This is a genomic window from Delftia tsuruhatensis NBRC 16741 (genome assembly GCF_001571325.1).
Classification (GTDB): Bacteria; Pseudomonadota; Gammaproteobacteria; order Burkholderiales; family Burkholderiaceae_C; genus Comamonas; species Comamonas tsuruhatensis.
On record NZ_BCTO01000063.1, the window covers coordinates 32,144 to 46,378 of the forward strand.

Genomic DNA, 14,235 nt, shown 5'->3' on the forward strand with positions numbered 1-14,235 from the left:
ATCCGCACCCCGCAGACAGTCAAGAAAGCGCCCGCTCAGCGGGCGCGAAACGCAGCAGGCCGGTCTCCGGGCTCACAAGCGGCGCAAGGACATGCCTTGCGCCCAGCGCCCCGTCTTCCCAATCCACCCGCGAAAAGCTGCATGTTGCAGACCACGCCATGGACCAGTGACAGCCTGTCATCGCCCCTCCGCAGGGTTGCGGAGACTGGCGGGACAGGCGTGGAGCGCCTTGACTTGTTTACCGTTGCGGGGGCAGCCAAGGCCTGTGCCGGCAGCGCAAAAAGCATTTGCTGGCAGTCACCTTGTTCCCGTTTCATCCCCATGGCTGGCATGTGGACACCTGATGCACGGATGCCTTTGCAGGCGCGGCATTATAGCCAGCGGCTCGCGTCGGTAGCCTGCGGCGCGTCGTGCAGCAGCAGCTCCACACCCAGCCACTCGCCACGGTGAACGCGGCTGATGGCATGCCGCAGATGCACGCGGTAAAAGCCTGCCGCACCGCGCACCGGGCGCGGCCCCGTGGCGATGATGGCCGCATCCCCCAGGCCCAGCGGCAGCACCATGGGGCGCGATTGCATGCGCGGGCGCTGCTCGGTCATCACGAATTCGCCGCCCTCGAAATCCTGGCCCGGCCGGGACAGCAGCAGCACCAGCTGCAGCGGGAACACCGCCGCACCTTCGCTGTATGAGCGCAGCGGCGCATGGCCCGCCTGCGCCACATGCAGCAGGTGCGACTGCGGATGCATCTGGCCGCGCTGGTGGCCCAGCTGCCCGAAGGCCTCGAACGAGGCGGGCAGGGCAGGCTGCATGTCCATTTGGGCACGCCAGCGATTGGCAATGGCAAGCAGGTGCCGGTACAGCACCGGGCGCCATGTGTAGAGGGAGGGCGGCAGGCCATTGCGCATGGCCGCCTCGCTAGCCAGGGCGCGGCTTTCATCCGCATTCAGCAGCCGTGGCAGCAGGCAATGGCCCTCTGCATCGAGCTGGGTGGCAATGCGGCCCCAGTCCAGGCCGGCGAAGCGATCACTGCTGTTCAGCCCATCCATTTCGACCCCTCCATTCAACCCGCCTTGCGAAAAGTGAGATTGATGCGCCGCCCGCCCAGCAGCGGGTGAGGCTGGTCCTTGAGCGGCAACACGCCGTGGTGGCGCAGCCGATCCACGCCGCCCCAGACCACCACGTCGCCATGCTGCAACAACACCCTGGCCGTCTTGTCCGCGCGCGCAAGCCCTCCAAACAGAAATGTGGCCGGCATGCCCAGTGACACCGAGACGATGGGCGCGCCAAGGTCACGCTCGTCGCGGTCCTGGTGCAGGGACAGGCGGCTGCCGGGCAGGTACTGGTTGATCAGGCAGGCGTCGGGCGCGAAGCCCTCGAAGCCCGCAGCGGCGGCCGCTTCGCCCGCCAGCTGCGCAAACACGGCCGGCATGGCGGGCCAGGGCTGGCCGCTGACCGGGTCGATGGCGCTGTAGCGGTAGCCGCGCCTGTCGCTGGTCCAGCCCAGCGTGCCGCAGTTGGTCATGGCCACCGACATGGTGAAGCCGCCCGGCGTGACCAGATGGCGCAGCGGCGCCTGGGCCATGACGCCGTCCACCGCAGCCAGCAGTGGCGCCGCATGGGGCAGGGCATGGCCGCGCAGCACCACGGACTGGGGACCAATGGGTTCGATGCCCATGGGAGGTTCATCGGCAAAAAGATCCAGCGTGCTCATACCGGCCGTCCATCAAAGTGCGTCATATCAGAGTGCGTCATGAAAGATCAGCCCCACGGTATGGCGATGGCCGCTTCGGACGCGGCTGACGCCATGGCGCATGGCCGCGCGGCGGTAGCCTGAGCGCCGCCCCGGCACGGGCCGGTGGCGCACGGCCAGGACCAGCGCATCGCCCTGGTCCAACGCCATCACATCGGCCCGTTGCCTGTCGCCATCTGCCTGGGTAATGACGAATTCGCCGCCCGCAAAGTCCTGCCCCGGCCGCGACAGCAGCAACACCACCTGCAGCGGAAACACATGCTCTCCATAGACATCCTGGTGCAGGCAGTTGTAGTCGCCCTCGCCGTATTGGAGGATCAGCGGCGTGGGCCGCAACTGGCCGTGCGCGTGGCAGCGCGCCAGGAAGTCCTGCAGCCGGTCCGGATAGCGCACATCCAGCCCCATGCGCTGGTTCCAGCGGTTGGCTACCGGCACCAGGCGGGAATACAGCTGTTCGCGCAGCCGCTGCAGCAGAGGTGGCAAGGGGTAGTCGAAATACCGGTATTCGCCACGCCCGAAACCGTGGCGGGCCATGACGATGCGGGAGCGAAAACCGTCTTCCCTGGTGTAGAGGGCCGCCAGGTCACGGCATTGCTGCGCGTCCAGCAGGCCGGGCAGCCGGGCACAGCCGTGCTCGTCGAGCTGGTGCTCCATCTGCGTCCATTGGCAGGGCGGGGCGGATTCGCAAGCTTCGTTGTCGAAAAGACGGAGGTTGTGCATGGCGGGCGCGGTTGGCGGCATGGGCGCTGTGGGCAATTGCCGCAGTCTAGGGCGCCGCAGCAGCGCCTGCATCCCGCTTCTTGCAGTGGACAGAATGTCAACCGGCGGCAGCGCCTGCCAGCCGCGTGCTGGACAGGCCTGGGAGGGCCGGCTGGCAGCTGCAATTGAACAATCGCGGCATTCCTGCAAACGCCTCAGGCCCGCCATGTCCAGCAACGTCCATCACCTCTATCTGTTCTTCGATACGCCCCTGCAGCTGCGCCGCGTGCAACTGATCTGCCAGTACCTGGCCCGGCAGTCCTGGGAGCAGGCCGAGCGCTGGATCCATGAGCTGGACCCCGCCCTGGACCGGTCCGTGCTGTGGGATGACGACTGGAGCAATGCCAGCGCCCTGGGCCATCCCCAGCATCTGGAGCTGGGCTTCGACACCCGCACCACGGCGGGCATGCCCTGGCGGCTGCTGGAGACCTTGTTCCAGCACGGCCTGCAGGCGGCGGTGCTGCATGTCTTCTACGACCAGGTGGGAGAGAGCGAGCGCTATCACTTCGATGCCGGCCAATGGGTCAGCCACCATGCCTGGCTGGCCCGCTACCCGGAGCGCCAGGTGCTGGTCGATCCCGACGCAGAGGTCTATCCGCGCCCGGGGCAGGAAGAGGGCAACGATGGCACCTCACTCAGCAATCCCGCCCAGCCCATGGCCATCAGGCAACTGCGCGAGCGTGACCAGGAGCGCGATCGCCAGGCCCAGGAGTCCGTGCAGGCCCTGCTGGAGACCATGGCCAGCCTGCGCAAGAGCGGCGTGTCGCCGGTGGACGGCATCGCGGGCCTGTTCATGCTGCGGGCAGGCTTTCGCGGACTGTGCGAGGCCGTCGCGTTCACCGTCGTTGCCGCCCTGGCTTTCAGAGTAAAGGGCCTGTGGCTCTGGCTGGCCCTGGGATTGGTACTGGCGGTCGTGCTGCCGCTGTACCGGATGGCCAGTGCGCGGCGGGAGTTCGCGGGGCAGGGCGGCAGCGACCCGGCATCCTGAGACAATCCGCGCTCGGCAGAATGAAACAAATTGCACAAGATCCGGCAAAGTCCCAGGAGAGGGTGAACAGGATGTGGATACCGACCGTCGTCACGGCAGGATGGACATGCGCCATCAGGCGCCGTCTTTTTGAGCAGGGCCAACGCTGATGCAGCCCACCGCAATCGAGCAGGGCCCCGCCGTGGCCGCAGGCGTTCACGAGGATTTCGGCCATCTTCTGGGTCTGTACATGCGCCGCATCCGTGCCAGCGCTTCGGGGGTGGCCACCGAGATCGGGCTGAGCCGGGAAGCCGTCAACAACTGGAGGAATGGGGTTTCCCTGCCCAATCCGCGCTCGCGCGACCGGCTGGCCGCCTGCGCCCAGTATCTGCGGCTGACGGAGGCGGAGACCAATCGCCTGTTCTCCGCCGCCGGCTTTGCCACGCAGTTCCCGCTGCAGGCGCCAGCCGCTGGCGCTCAGCCTTTTGCCGGCTTCATGGACCGGCTTTTTGCCCAACTGGCCCAGGCCTCGCCCTATGCCATCACCATGCTGCTGTCTCCCGCGCACTGGGGGCAGCCCCCGTTCCGCCAGGAATTGCTGCTGCGTGCCCGCGCCCAGTACGGCGCCGAGGCGGTACTGCACATCCAGCCGCCGTACAGCGTGAGCACGGCCCCGGCCGACTACTTTGCGGCCCTGGGCCGGCAATGCGGGCTGGGCGAGGTGGGCTCGGACTACGAATTCGAGGCCCTGCTGGAAAAGCGCCTGCTGGCAGGCGGCCGCCTGTTCTGCCTGGTCAGCCGCTTCGAGCAAGGCACGGCCGCACTGCGCGAGACGCTGGCCGGCATCCTGCGCAGCCTCAGCGAAATGCACAGCGGCCGCCTGCACCTGCTGCTGTGCGGCAGCGAAGCGCTGGCCGACCTCAAGTACCGCAGCGGCGATCTGTCCCTGCTCAACATCGGCCAGGTGGCGCACTGGCCCGACCCCACGCTGGAAGACCTGGCCCTGATGGCGCGCCAGCGCTGGCCGGCAACAGCCTGGCCGGCCGAGGTCATCGAGGCGCTGCAGGCCCTGACGGGCGGGCATCCCGCGCTCTTCGAGGAAGCGCTGCAATGGCTGGTGGAGCAGGGTGTGGGCATCGCTGCCGTGCACTCGCCACTGCTGCGCGCCCATCTGGTGGCCAGTGCGCGCCTGTGGCAGACCCTGCTGCCCCTGGCGCAGGAGCCGGCCGCACGCGATCAATTGCGAAGCCTGGTGGATGCGGCATCGCTGGGCCGTGCGCGGCCTTATCTGCAAGATGCCGTGCTGCGGCGCCTGTTCTGGGGCAACCTGCTGCAGGTGCGCGGAGCGGGCGAGGGCGCCTACCTGCACTGGCGCTGCGACATCGCCCGCGAAGCCGCAATGGCGGTGCTGCAGGCATGAGCGGCCCGGCCCGCCTTCTGCAGCTGCCCCGATCCTATTGGCGCGCCGCGCTGCTGGCCTTGTTCACGCTGTTCATAGGCACCGCCATACTTTTGCCCCGCTACAACCCCGTTACCCGCGGCAGCCTGCAGGGCGCGGAAAGTTCAGGGCGGGTCTGGAACGAAATCATCCTGTGGCGCCTGGCCCTGATGGAGCATGTGCGCCAGCATGAAAGCTGGCCGCAGGACATCGCCAGCGTGGCACCGGAGATTGCCGAGCCCCGCGTGCGCATGAGTTCGCCCAGGCCCTTCGTGCTGCAGGCGGACATCGTGCGCGACAGCCAGATGGGCGTGCTCTCAGGAACCCAGGTCCTGCTGCAGCTGAACATGTCCAGCCAGGACTGGAGCTGCCAGGGCGGCCAGCCACCCACCCCGCCACGCTATCTGCCGCTGAACTGCAGCCCCTCGCCAGGCCAGCCAGAGCACGAGCCCTTTGGCTGGCTGCGCAACATCATCTGGACCTGCGCCCTGGTCTTTGGTGGCCTGGCCCTGCTGTGGCTGGTCCGCCATCCGCTGATAGGCCCGGCGCAGCTCAAGCCCGGGCGCCTGCGCCGCAAGCCGTATCAGCATCTTCCCCAGCTGGACCGGCTGCTGCGGCTCACCGGCCGGCGGTCCGCCGTGCTGCGCGCCGCAGGCATACGCCCGCCCGACTGGCAGCGTGCCCTGCGCCTTGCCGGTGCCAGCCCCGCCGCCCGCGTGCGCGCCCTGGCCGAACGACTGTCGGCCACCTGCAAAACCGCCGAGGGCGAATGGCCCGTGCCCGGTGGCATGTTCGAATGGACGCTGCCGCCGGACCTGCCCATCGCCCTGGGCCGCTGCCTGGTCTATGCGCTGCCAGAGCAACTGGAAGAACTGGAAGAGGGCGAACTCGTGCGCCAGCTGCGCCTGCTGCAGACCGGCGGCGATGTGGTGCTCATCGTGAGCCCGCACCATCCGCAGTCGCCCATGCCGCTGCTGCAGCGCCATGCCGAGGACCGCGCCAATCTGCACGCAGTGCTGGACAGCCCCGGTCAGACCGAATGGCTGATGGGCGGCGAGCCCGCGCAGGTGCTGCTGCGGCTGCTGGCCGCGCAGCTGCAGGTCACGCGCATCTCGCCCTACCAGACGCGCGGCGGCGTGACGCGCGAGGACGTGTTCTTCGGCCGCGAGCGCCTGCTGGCGCGCGTACTCAACCGCGAACCGGCCAACTACCTGGTCGTGGGAGGGCGCCAGCTCGGCAAAAGCAGCCTGCTCAAGGCCGTGCAACGGCGCCTGCAGGAGCATCCGTCCATTGCCTGCCACTACCTCTCGCTGCGCGACCACCGACTTACGCCGCGCCTGGCCACCCAGTTCGGCCTGCCCGTGGAGACACCGCTGGAGGCCATCATCGAACACCTGCAGTCGCAATCGCAGGGCAGGCGGCTGTACCTGCTGATCGACGAGGCCGACCTGTTCTTCCGCGATGAGGCCCGCAACGGCTATCCCCAGCTCAGCGCCTTGCGCGCGCTCAGCGAGGAGGGCCGTTGCTGGTTCATGCTGGCGGGATTCTGGGATCTCTATGCGGCAGCGTTGCTCGACTACCAGTCGCCGCTGCGCAACTTCGGCGACATCCTGGCCATCGGTGGCCTGGAGCCATCCGCCTGCCAGGCACTGGCCACCGAGCCGCTGCGCAGGCTGCGCGTGGGCTACGCCAACGACGCGCTGGCCGAACGCCTGATCGAGGCCAGCGGCAGGCGGGCCAATCTGGTTGCCATCCTCTGCCAGGAATGCCTGCAAGCCCTGGGGCCCGACGAACGCGTGATCGAAGAGCGCCACCTGCGCCAGGCGCTGGAATCCCAGCCCGTACAGGATGCGCTGGTCGGCTGGGGCCGCCTTAGCACCGACGAACAGGCCTGCCGCCTGGACCGCATCGCCGTCTATCACACGGCCCAGCAAGGTCACACCAGCCTGACCGCGCTCGACGCCCTGGTCCAGGCCCACGGCGCCACCGGCCAGGCCCAGGCCTTGCGCCGATCCCTGGCCCGCCTGCAACTGGCCTACGTCCTGCGCCGCGATGAAACCCACGGCGTGCACGACGCACGCTACGTCTTCACCATCCCGCTGCTGCAACGCCAGTTCGAACCGCAGGAGACGGAGTTGTTGTTGAGGCAGGAACTGGAGAGCCTGGAAAGAGGGTTGAACAGCTGAAAAAAGGAGGCGGAAGACAGGCAGGCCTGGTGCAGGAAGAGTGCCTTACCTGGGTTTGGACAGTGTTAATCGCAACTGTGATTTAACATAATATACATCGTATCAATCAAAGCATCGCAGCCTCCATCAACCCCATCTCGGCGCTGCTCATGAGCGCTTCGATGTCGGTCAGAATCAGCATGCGTTCGACATCGCCGCTCTTGAAGCATCCCATACCCATGATGTAGCCGGCATCCACCGAGGCACTCATCTGGGGCGCCGGCTTGATGTTGTCCGCGCCCAGCGCCAGAACGTCCGACACCGAATCGACCACCACGCCAATGACCCGTCCGCGCACGTTCAGCACGATGACGACGGTGAAATCGGTGTACTCGGCCGACTCGCAACCGAGCTTCAGGCGCAGGTCGACGATGGGCACGATCACGCCACGCAGGTTGATCACTCCCTTGATGAAATGCGGTGCGTTCGCAATGCGGGTGGGAGCCTCGTAGCTGCGGATCTCCTGTACCCGCAGGATGTCGATGCCGTATTCCTCGCCACCCAGGCGGAAGCTGAGGAACTCGTTGGGCATGGCGGCCACTGCATTGGCAGCCCGGGTTGATGAGGCGGCTGTCGTCTGCGCTGTAACCGGTGCTACCGTTGGGCGCTCTTCAATCATGGCGGTCATCTTCGACTCCTTGGAGATTGGGGGCGGGTTCTGGCGCGGCGAGCCGCGCTCAGAACGACGTCCAGTCGTCAGTGCCGGTCTTGGCAGGTACGATAGCGAGCCGGCTCGACTCAGAGGTCGATGCTGGGGCTGCAGCAGCCTTCGCCTTGAATGCCGGCCGGGCGATGTTCTTGGCACGGTCCGGGCCGCGACGCTCGACGGCAGCAGCGTTGGCCGCTGGGGCCGCAGCGTGGGTCGAGCCTCCAAGTCCTTCATGCGACAGCTTGAACACCGCCACGGCCTGCACCAGTTTCTGGGCCTGGCCCTTCAGGCTCTCTGCGGCGGCAGCGCTCTCTTCCACAAGCGCCGCGTTCTGCTGCGTCACCTGGTCCATCTGGCTGACGGCCTCGCCGACCTGCCCGATGCCGGAGCTCTGCTCGACGCTGGCCGAGGTAATCTCGGCCACGATGTCACTCACGCGTTGGATCGAGGCGACGATCTCGCCCATGGTCTTGCCGGCCTCGTCCACCAGCACGGTGCCTTGCTCCACCTGCTCGACGCTACGGCCGATCAGGGCCTTGATTTCCTTGGCAGCCTCAGCGCTGCGCTGCGCGAGGCTGCGCACTTCAGACGCCACGACAGCGAAGCCGCGTCCCTGCTCCCCTGCGCGGGCCGCCTCAACGGCTGCGTTGAGCGCCAAGATGTTGGTCTGGAAGGCGATGCCGTCGATCACGCCGATGATGTCGCCGATCTTGCGGCTGCTGTCGCTGATGCCTTGCATCGTGGTGACGACCTTGCCGACCACCTCGCCACCTTGCGCAGCGACGGCCGAGGCGCCCTGAGCGAGTTGATTGGCCTGCTTGGCGTTGTCGGCGTTGTTGCGGGTGGTGGTGCCCAACTCCTCCATCGTGGCGGCCGTTTGTTGCAGGGCACTGGCTTGCTCTTCGGTGCGCTGGCTCAGGTCCTGGTTGCCCTGTGCAATCTCGGAGCTGGCTGTCGCCACGCTGTCGGCACCACTGCGAATGGCGCCCACCACGCTAGACAATTGCTGCTGCATGCTGCCCATAGTGCGCAGCAGGTCACCTTCTTCACCCCTCACTCCGAGATTGATCGACTGATCAAGCTCCCCTGCCGCAATGCCCGATGCCACACGACTGACGTCGCCAAGCACGGCGCTGGTGCGACGACGCAGATAAAGGAGCCCGGCGAGCAGGCTCACGATGAGCAATGCCGTCGAGGCCATGGCAAGTTTCGACCATTGCTGCCGCGCCGCCACGGCTGCGGCCAGCTGTGCTGACGTGCGCTCATCGAGAAGAATCAGGAACTCGTCCACGGGTTTCATGATCTTGGCTTTGTACTGGTGGTACGCCAAGTCGTGCATCATCCCCAGAGCCTTGGCCTTGTCGGGTTCAGCTTGGCGCGTGAACCCACCTTTGCCGTCGTCATAGAGGCCCTTCACCATGTTCATGGCGATGGTTTCAGTGCGCACCAGATCATCTGAGTTGGCCTTGGCTTCGGCCAGCTTGGCGAGTTCGTTGTCTGCAAAGCCGGCCCGCTTCATCAGATCAAGCTGCGGCACCGTTTCGCCTGCAGGACGCACGTTTTGCGCATCGGCTGCCCGGAAGTCCCAATAGATCCGCTCGTAGGCCTGAGGCCGTGGCAGCTTGCCATTGCGAATATCCAGAATCTCGATGTATTGCTTCTCCCACTTGGCGTCACCGGTGGCCACGTAGGTGCGCGCCAGTCGGGTGAGGTCGTCAGAGCTTTGCCGCAACTCATCGGCCAGCAGGTAGGACTGGTATCGCCTGGCGGCGGTTTCGTCGGCAAGAGCGCTGCTGCGGTTGCTCATGATGGCTGCGCCAATGGTGGCCGCGCCAAGAACCAGCAGGAGAGCGGCACCAAAACTGTAGGCTTGTCTGATCTGGAGTCTCATTGTTGTTCCTTCCACTGTTCTCTCGCCCTCGACCAGGACGATGGAGTTGAGTTCGCCATGCAGGCTTGACCTGGCTTGGCGCAGAGCATGGGGCTTGCGACTTTTCAGCCCCCCTGCCCTGCGCTGTCCCGCGTCACCCTGAACTGGCCGGATCGGCGCAGCCACATGCTGCCATTGAATGCCAAAATTGATCCGATGTCTGCATCATAGATATCAATTTAATCAAATATGAATTAAATTTTTCTATCAATTTGAGGAAATTGCTACTTATGCGCGTGAGAACATCTCCGATCCACAACTCGGCATGTACGGATATCAAGGAGTCCGCTGTCGGTGTCTGCGCGGAAATAGCCAAGCGGCAGCGCGTGCTCGGCAAGACAACCTTGAAGAACGAAATCCTCAAGGAAGCCGTGCGGTACGCCGCAGAAAAAGTGGATTGCGCTCGCCTGTGCGCGACCTGCCTGGGCGCGGTGAAGGCTGGGCCGATGGCCGCAGCCATCGCACACCCAGCGACGACGCCGGGCTGCTCGCCGAACTGCGCCAGGAAATTGCCGACTTGCCCAGCTGGCCTGTTGTATTTGCCCTCGGTTTCAGAACGAGTGGCGCAGGCCCAGCATCAGGCCGGTCTGCGATGCGCCCGCCAGCGGGCTGCCGCCGGCTGCGGCCGAGCTGACCGAGATGGCCAGGCGCTGTCCGTTGTCAATGCGCGCGGCCTGGGCATAGACCGCCGTGCGCTTGGAGAACCTGTAGGTGGCGCGCAGGGCCAGCAAAGTGGAGCGGTCGCCACCCTGGGCATAGCGCAGTTGCTGCAGCTGGCCATCGACCACGACGGCGGCGCTGGGGGACCAGGACAGGCCGCCCCAGGCCAGGGTGCTGCGCGGCGTGGCGCCGTTGCTGGCCGAGGCCGCCTGGGCCGCGTCGTTGTCGCGGCGCATGAGGCCGGCGCCCAGCTTGATGGTGGGTGACAGCGCGGCATAGCCGTTGAGCATGATGCGGCGGTCCTTCAGGTCCGAGCGCGTCAGCCCTGCAAATGCGCCGGCGCCGCCGCGCATCTCGTCCACGGCCAGGGCAAAGCCCCAGGGCGCGGTGTCGTACTTCAGCATGGCCGACCACTGGCGGCAGGCCTGCCTGTCCGTGGCCGATTCGCCGGCGCAGTTGGTGCCGGCCGGGCTGGGGCCGGCGTTGACGGCATCGCGTCCCAGGCTGTACGCGGCGCCCAGGCTCCAGACGCCGAAGCGTCCCCGGTAGGCCAGGGAGTTGTCGGTGCGCGTGTTGGGGATGTAGCTGTCCAGGCTGCTCAGGCCGAAGGCGTTGGGGCCGAGCAGGTCGGCATCGAACAATGCCCAGTACAGCATGGTGTAGTTGCGCCCCAGCGAGACACTGCCCCAGCCTCCGGACAGCCCCACCCAGGCCTGGCGCCCGAAGCCCCGCCCGCCCTGGTTGAAGGTGCCGGCATCCGGGCCAAAGCCTGACTCCAGCGCAAAGACGGCGCTCAGGCCGCCGCCCAGATCCTCGCTGCCGCGCAGCCCCCAGCGCGACGGTGCCGTTCCCGTGAGGCCAGGCATGCGCGTCAGCGATCCGCCGCCTTGCACATTCGTCAGGTGCTCGATGCCGGTGTCCAGATGGCCGTACAGCGTCACCGATGAGGCGGTCTGGGCCTGGGCGCCGCCTGCTGCTGCCAGCATGGCGAGCGGGGCGAGGCGGGCCAGACAAGCCCGCAGTGGGCGCCTGGCTGGGGGTTGGGGAATGCTTTTGAGAGTGCGGTTCATGCTTGTGTCTCCTGTCGTTGTCGTTGCGGAATCGGCACGCCGCAACGCTGCGCCTTGGGAAAGGCGAGAGTGGCGGGCACGGGGAAATGGGAGAAAGCGGCTGGGCGCCCTGCTCTTCAGGCGCCCGGGAGGTCCCGGTACATGACGAAGCGCGCCACGCGGCGCGTGATCAGCCAACGGCCTTCAGGACTGCGGCCAAAGTCGTCATCGAACTCGCCTACGAGCTGGCGCGGTTGCGCCGGGCGGCCGTGCGGCGTGATGGCATCGGCCTCGTCGCAGGACCACAGCAGCACATGGCTGCGCGCGCTGGCGCGGTCCGGGCCTTGCAGTTCCACCAGCGTGTTGGTGACCAGATGCCGGGTCATGCGGCCCGCAGGACGCCGGGAGTACGCGGCGGCGATGGCCGTGCGCCCGCCCAGTACCTCGCCGCCGGGCCGTTGCAGTTGGCCGTCTTCGGCAAACAGCCAGGCCAGGGCCTGGGCATCACCGGCATCCGCAAAGGCAGCAGCGCGCAGCACCAGATCCATGCAGGCCTGGCGTGCCAGCAGCCGGTCGATTTCATGGTTCATGTTTCTTGTCTCCCCGGAATTCGCAGCCTGCGATGGGCTGTCTTGATCCAGGCACCAAGCATTCCACGCCGGCATCGATCCGGCCAATGCCGGAGCCCCGGCCATCAATGCGTTTTTCTTATGGGACAATCAAAACACGTTCTTCCAACGTACCGCGAAGCGCCTTTCAATGAACCTTTCCCTTGCCCCCTGGGCCAGCAGCAATCCCTCGCGTTTTCCCGAGTTGGCAGGCCATTTGCGAGCCATGCGCGCCATGCTGGGCGTGGTGCGCCACGGCAGCACCACGCGGGCCGCCCAGGCTATGCATCTTTCTCAGCCGGCCGTGGCGCGTTCGGTACTGCAACTGGAAGAGGCCTGCGGCATGCCGCTGTTCATGCGCGGTGCGCGCGGCATGATGCCGACCCCGCTGGGCAGCCAGCTGGCCGCCCGCATAGAGGCCATGCTCCAGCACCTGGGCAGCGGCGCGGCCGACGCCCAGGCCGCCGCCACGCTGGCGGCCAGGCGCCCTCCCCTGCCCGAGCGTTTTGCCGAGACCGTGCCTGCGGGCCAGCTGCGCGCCCTCATGGCCATTGCCGACTGCGGCAGCGAATCCCTGGCCGCGCAGTGGCTGGGCCTGACGCAGCCCGCCGTGCATGCGGCGCTGCAGGGGCTGGAAACCAGTCTGGGCATGCAGCTGTTCTACAAGCTGGCCTTCGGCACGCGGCTGACGCCGTCCGGCGAAGCGCTGCTGCGCCGTGTCAAGCTGGCCCTGGCCGAGGTGCGCGGCATGGACAGCGATATTTCCGCCTGGCGCGGCGAGATCCGGGGGCGCGTGGTGGTCGGCGTGCTGCCGCTGTCGGTGGGAATCTTCCTGCCGCGCGCGGTCGACAGCCTGGCCGCCAGCCACCCGGACATCGAGGTCAGCATCGTGGACGGCACCTACGAGAGCCTGGTGCAGCACCTGCTGAGCGCCGACATCGACGCCATCGCTGGCGCCCTGCGCGCCGACATGCCCTCCGATGAGGTACGCCAGCTGCACCTGTTCGACGATGACCTGGTCGTGGTGGCACCGGCCGGCCATGCCTGCCTGGACCGCGGCCAGCTGGTTCTGGAGGACTTGCTGCAATGGCCCTGGGTGTCGCCCCTGCCCGGCACGCCGGCCGACCGCGCCATGGTCCAGCTGTTCCGCAGCCAGGGCCTGGAGCCGCCGCGCGCCAGCCTGCGCGCCAGCAGCCCGACCATGACGCTGGCCTTTGTGCTGCAGACGGGCCGGCTGGCCCTGGCCTCGCGCGGACAGGCCCTGCAGGATGACCACGGCGGGCAGTTGTCCATCGTGCCTGTGGACCTGCCTTCCACACGCAGGCGCATCGGGCTGGCCACGCGTGCGCTGAGCACGGCATCGCAGGACCTGGAGCTGTTCATGCAGGCCTGCCGGCGGGCCGTGGGCGATCCGCCGGCCTAGCCTGAGCGCAGCGCTCGCTCAGCGCCCCATCCAGTCGAGCAGTGCCCGCGACACCTGCTGCGGCTGCTCCATGGTGCTCATGTGGCCGCTGTCCTCGATCACCACCAGCTCGGCGCCCGGGCACAGGGCCTGCATGCGCTCATGGCGTGACAGCGGGCTCCAGGCATCCTGGCGACCGCAGGCCAGCAGGGTCGGGCAGCGCAGCTGCCTGAGCACATCGCCCGCATCGGGGCGGTTCAGCAAGGCATTGATCTGCGCGGCGAACACCTCGGGCGTGAAGCGCGCCACCATGTCGAGCACCTCACTGAACAGCGGCGTATCGAGCCGGTCCGGATGCACCATGCCGCGCGCCCATTGCAGGCCCATCTCGCGCATGCCGCTGTGCCGGGCGATCTGCAAGAGCGCCATGCGCTTGGCGCGTTCGCTCTCGCCGGCCTCGCCCGGGGCGATGGGGTCCATGCCGGTGTCCAGCAAGGCCAGCCGCTCCACACGCTGGGGCGCCATGCCGGCAATGGCCAGGGCCACGCGCCCGCCCATGGAATGGCCCGCCAGCGAAAACCGCTCGGCCGCCACGCCATCCAGCACCAGGCGCGCCATGTCTTCGATGGTGGCCGCCGCGCCATAGGACGGAACAATGCACTCGGCAACACCGGCAAAGGACAGGGCCGCCTGCTGCTCGTGCCAGACCGTCTCGTCGCACAGCAGGCCCGGCAGAAGTACCACGCAAGGCCGGCTCATGCTGCGTTCTCCAGGATGAGGTGTCCGACGGCCGTGTTC

The 14,235-nt window shown here is 67.2% G+C and carries 12 protein-coding genes, 1 pseudogene and 1 riboswitch; of the genes and pseudogenes, 5 read left to right on the top strand and 8 right to left on the bottom strand.

Annotation, left to right across the window (positions count from 1 at the left end; translation table 11 throughout):
- Nucleotides 1–40: 40 nt before the first annotated feature.
- Nucleotides 41–359, bottom strand: a riboswitch (cobalamin riboswitch).
- A 12-nt stretch (nucleotides 360–371) separates the two neighbouring features.
- The 3 genes from DTS01S_RS25100 to DTS01S_RS25110 are packed head-to-tail and all read right to left on the bottom strand — an operon-like array spanning nucleotide 372 to nucleotide 2,470.
- A complete protein-coding gene (locus tag DTS01S_RS25100) occupies nucleotides 372–1,046 on the bottom strand; it encodes a 2OG-Fe(II) oxygenase (protein ID WP_017404756.1) in 675 nt (224 codons plus the stop codon).
- 14 nt (nucleotides 1,047–1,060) lie between these two features.
- A complete protein-coding gene (gene alkB / locus DTS01S_RS25105) occupies nucleotides 1,061–1,711 on the bottom strand; it encodes a DNA oxidative demethylase AlkB (RefSeq protein WP_017404757.1) in 651 nt (216 codons plus the stop codon).
- Nucleotides 1,712–1,738: 27 nt separating this feature from the next.
- Complete coding sequence (locus tag DTS01S_RS25110) at nucleotides 1,739–2,470, bottom strand: 2OG-Fe(II) oxygenase (RefSeq protein ID WP_016453410.1); 732 nt, start codon at nucleotides 2,468–2,470, stop codon at nucleotides 1,739–1,741.
- A gap of 205 nt (nucleotides 2,471–2,675) precedes the next feature.
- On the opposite strand from DTS01S_RS25110, the gene DTS01S_RS25115 reads away from it, so the two are divergent.
- The 3 genes from DTS01S_RS25115 to DTS01S_RS31435 all read left to right on the top strand — a co-directional run bounded on the left by DTS01S_RS25115 (nucleotide 2,676) and on the right by DTS01S_RS31435 (nucleotide 7,100).
- Nucleotides 2,676–3,497, top strand: a complete 822-nt coding sequence (locus DTS01S_RS25115) for a hypothetical protein (protein ID WP_017404758.1) — start codon at nucleotides 2,676–2,678, stop codon at nucleotides 3,495–3,497.
- 148 nt (nucleotides 3,498–3,645) lie between these two features.
- Entirely contained in the window at nucleotides 3,646–4,896 is a 1,251-nt protein-coding gene (locus DTS01S_RS25120; protein WP_017404759.1) for a hypothetical protein, read from the top strand.
- A complete protein-coding gene (locus DTS01S_RS31435) occupies nucleotides 4,893–7,100 on the top strand; it encodes an AAA family ATPase (RefSeq protein ID WP_020379592.1) in 2,208 nt (735 codons plus the stop codon). The genes DTS01S_RS25120 and DTS01S_RS31435 overlap by 4 nt, the downstream gene beginning before the upstream one ends.
- Nucleotides 7,101–7,206: 106 nt before the next feature.
- Here DTS01S_RS31435 and DTS01S_RS25130 read toward each other — a convergent pair whose 3' ends face one another.
- Nucleotides 7,207–7,767 carry a chemotaxis protein CheW gene (locus DTS01S_RS25130; RefSeq protein WP_016446131.1) on the bottom strand — a complete coding sequence of 187 codons (561 nt, stop codon included), beginning with the start codon at nucleotides 7,765–7,767 and terminating at the stop codon, nucleotides 7,207–7,209.
- A gap of 49 nt (nucleotides 7,768–7,816) precedes the next feature.
- Nucleotides 7,817–9,679: a methyl-accepting chemotaxis protein gene (locus DTS01S_RS25135; protein ID WP_026062209.1), complete on the bottom strand. Its 1,863-nt coding sequence runs from the start codon at nucleotides 9,677–9,679 to the stop codon at nucleotides 7,817–7,819.
- 341 nt (nucleotides 9,680–10,020) lie between these two features.
- Between DTS01S_RS25135 and DTS01S_RS30030 the strand changes: the two are divergent.
- A pseudogene (locus tag DTS01S_RS30030) lies at nucleotides 10,021–10,247 on the top strand (IS3 family transposase); the annotation flags it as partial.
- Between the two features lie 22 nt (nucleotides 10,248–10,269).
- On the opposite strand, the gene DTS01S_RS25140 reads toward DTS01S_RS30030, so the two are convergent.
- Nucleotides 10,270–11,448, bottom strand: a complete 1,179-nt coding sequence (locus DTS01S_RS25140) for a porin (protein WP_026062983.1) — start codon at nucleotides 11,446–11,448, stop codon at nucleotides 10,270–10,272.
- Nucleotides 11,449–11,564: 116 nt separating this feature from the next.
- Nucleotides 11,565–12,017: a nuclear transport factor 2 family protein gene (locus tag DTS01S_RS25145; protein WP_017407689.1), complete on the bottom strand. Its 453-nt coding sequence runs from the start codon at nucleotides 12,015–12,017 to the stop codon at nucleotides 11,565–11,567.
- A gap of 169 nt (nucleotides 12,018–12,186) precedes the next feature.
- Between DTS01S_RS25145 and DTS01S_RS25150 the strand changes: the two genes are divergently transcribed.
- Nucleotides 12,187–13,458, top strand: a complete 1,272-nt coding sequence (locus DTS01S_RS25150; protein WP_017407688.1) for a LysR family transcriptional regulator — start codon at nucleotides 12,187–12,189, stop codon at nucleotides 13,456–13,458.
- 18 nt (nucleotides 13,459–13,476) lie between these two features.
- On the opposite strand, the gene DTS01S_RS25155 is transcribed toward DTS01S_RS25150, so the two are convergent.
- The gene (locus tag DTS01S_RS25155; RefSeq protein ID WP_026062982.1) at nucleotides 13,477–14,196 is read right to left on the bottom strand and encodes an alpha/beta fold hydrolase; all 720 of its coding nucleotides are present in this window, start codon (nucleotides 14,194–14,196) and stop codon (nucleotides 13,477–13,479) included.
- Between the last annotated feature and the right edge of the window lie 39 nt (nucleotides 14,197–14,235).

Bases quoted from the DNA above. Each gene is read 5' to 3' on its own strand.
- DTS01S_RS25115 (WP_017404758.1), top strand. From the start codon at position 2,676: ATGTCCAGCAACGTCCATCACCTCTATCTGTTCTTCGATACGCCCCTG.
- DTS01S_RS25145 (WP_017407689.1), bottom strand. From the start codon at position 12,017: ATGAACCATGAAATCGACCGGCTGCTGGCACGCCAGGCCTGCATGGAT.
- DTS01S_RS31435 (WP_020379592.1), top strand. From the start codon at position 4,893: ATGAGCGGCCCGGCCCGCCTTCTGCAGCTGCCCCGATCCTATTGGCGC.
- DTS01S_RS25155 (WP_026062982.1), bottom strand. From the start codon at position 14,196: ATGAGCCGGCCTTGCGTGGTACTTCTGCCGGGCCTGCTGTGCGACGAG.
- DTS01S_RS25140 (WP_026062983.1), bottom strand. From the start codon at position 11,448: ATGAACCGCACTCTCAAAAGCATTCCCCAACCCCCAGCCAGGCGCCCA.
- DTS01S_RS25150 (WP_017407688.1), top strand. From the start codon at position 12,187: ATGAACCTTTCCCTTGCCCCCTGGGCCAGCAGCAATCCCTCGCGTTTT.
- alkB (WP_017404757.1), bottom strand. From the start codon at position 1,711: ATGAGCACGCTGGATCTTTTTGCCGATGAACCTCCCATGGGCATCGAA.
- DTS01S_RS25135 (WP_026062209.1), bottom strand. From the start codon at position 9,679: ATGAGACTCCAGATCAGACAAGCCTACAGTTTTGGTGCCGCTCTCCTG.
- DTS01S_RS25100 (WP_017404756.1), bottom strand. From the start codon at position 1,046: ATGGATGGGCTGAACAGCAGTGATCGCTTCGCCGGCCTGGACTGGGGC.
- DTS01S_RS25110 (WP_016453410.1), bottom strand. From the start codon at position 2,470: ATGCACAACCTCCGTCTTTTCGACAACGAAGCTTGCGAATCCGCCCCG.
- DTS01S_RS25130 (WP_016446131.1), bottom strand. From the start codon at position 7,767: ATGACCGCCATGATTGAAGAGCGCCCAACGGTAGCACCGGTTACAGCG.
- DTS01S_RS25120 (WP_017404759.1), top strand. From the start codon at position 3,646: ATGCAGCCCACCGCAATCGAGCAGGGCCCCGCCGTGGCCGCAGGCGTT.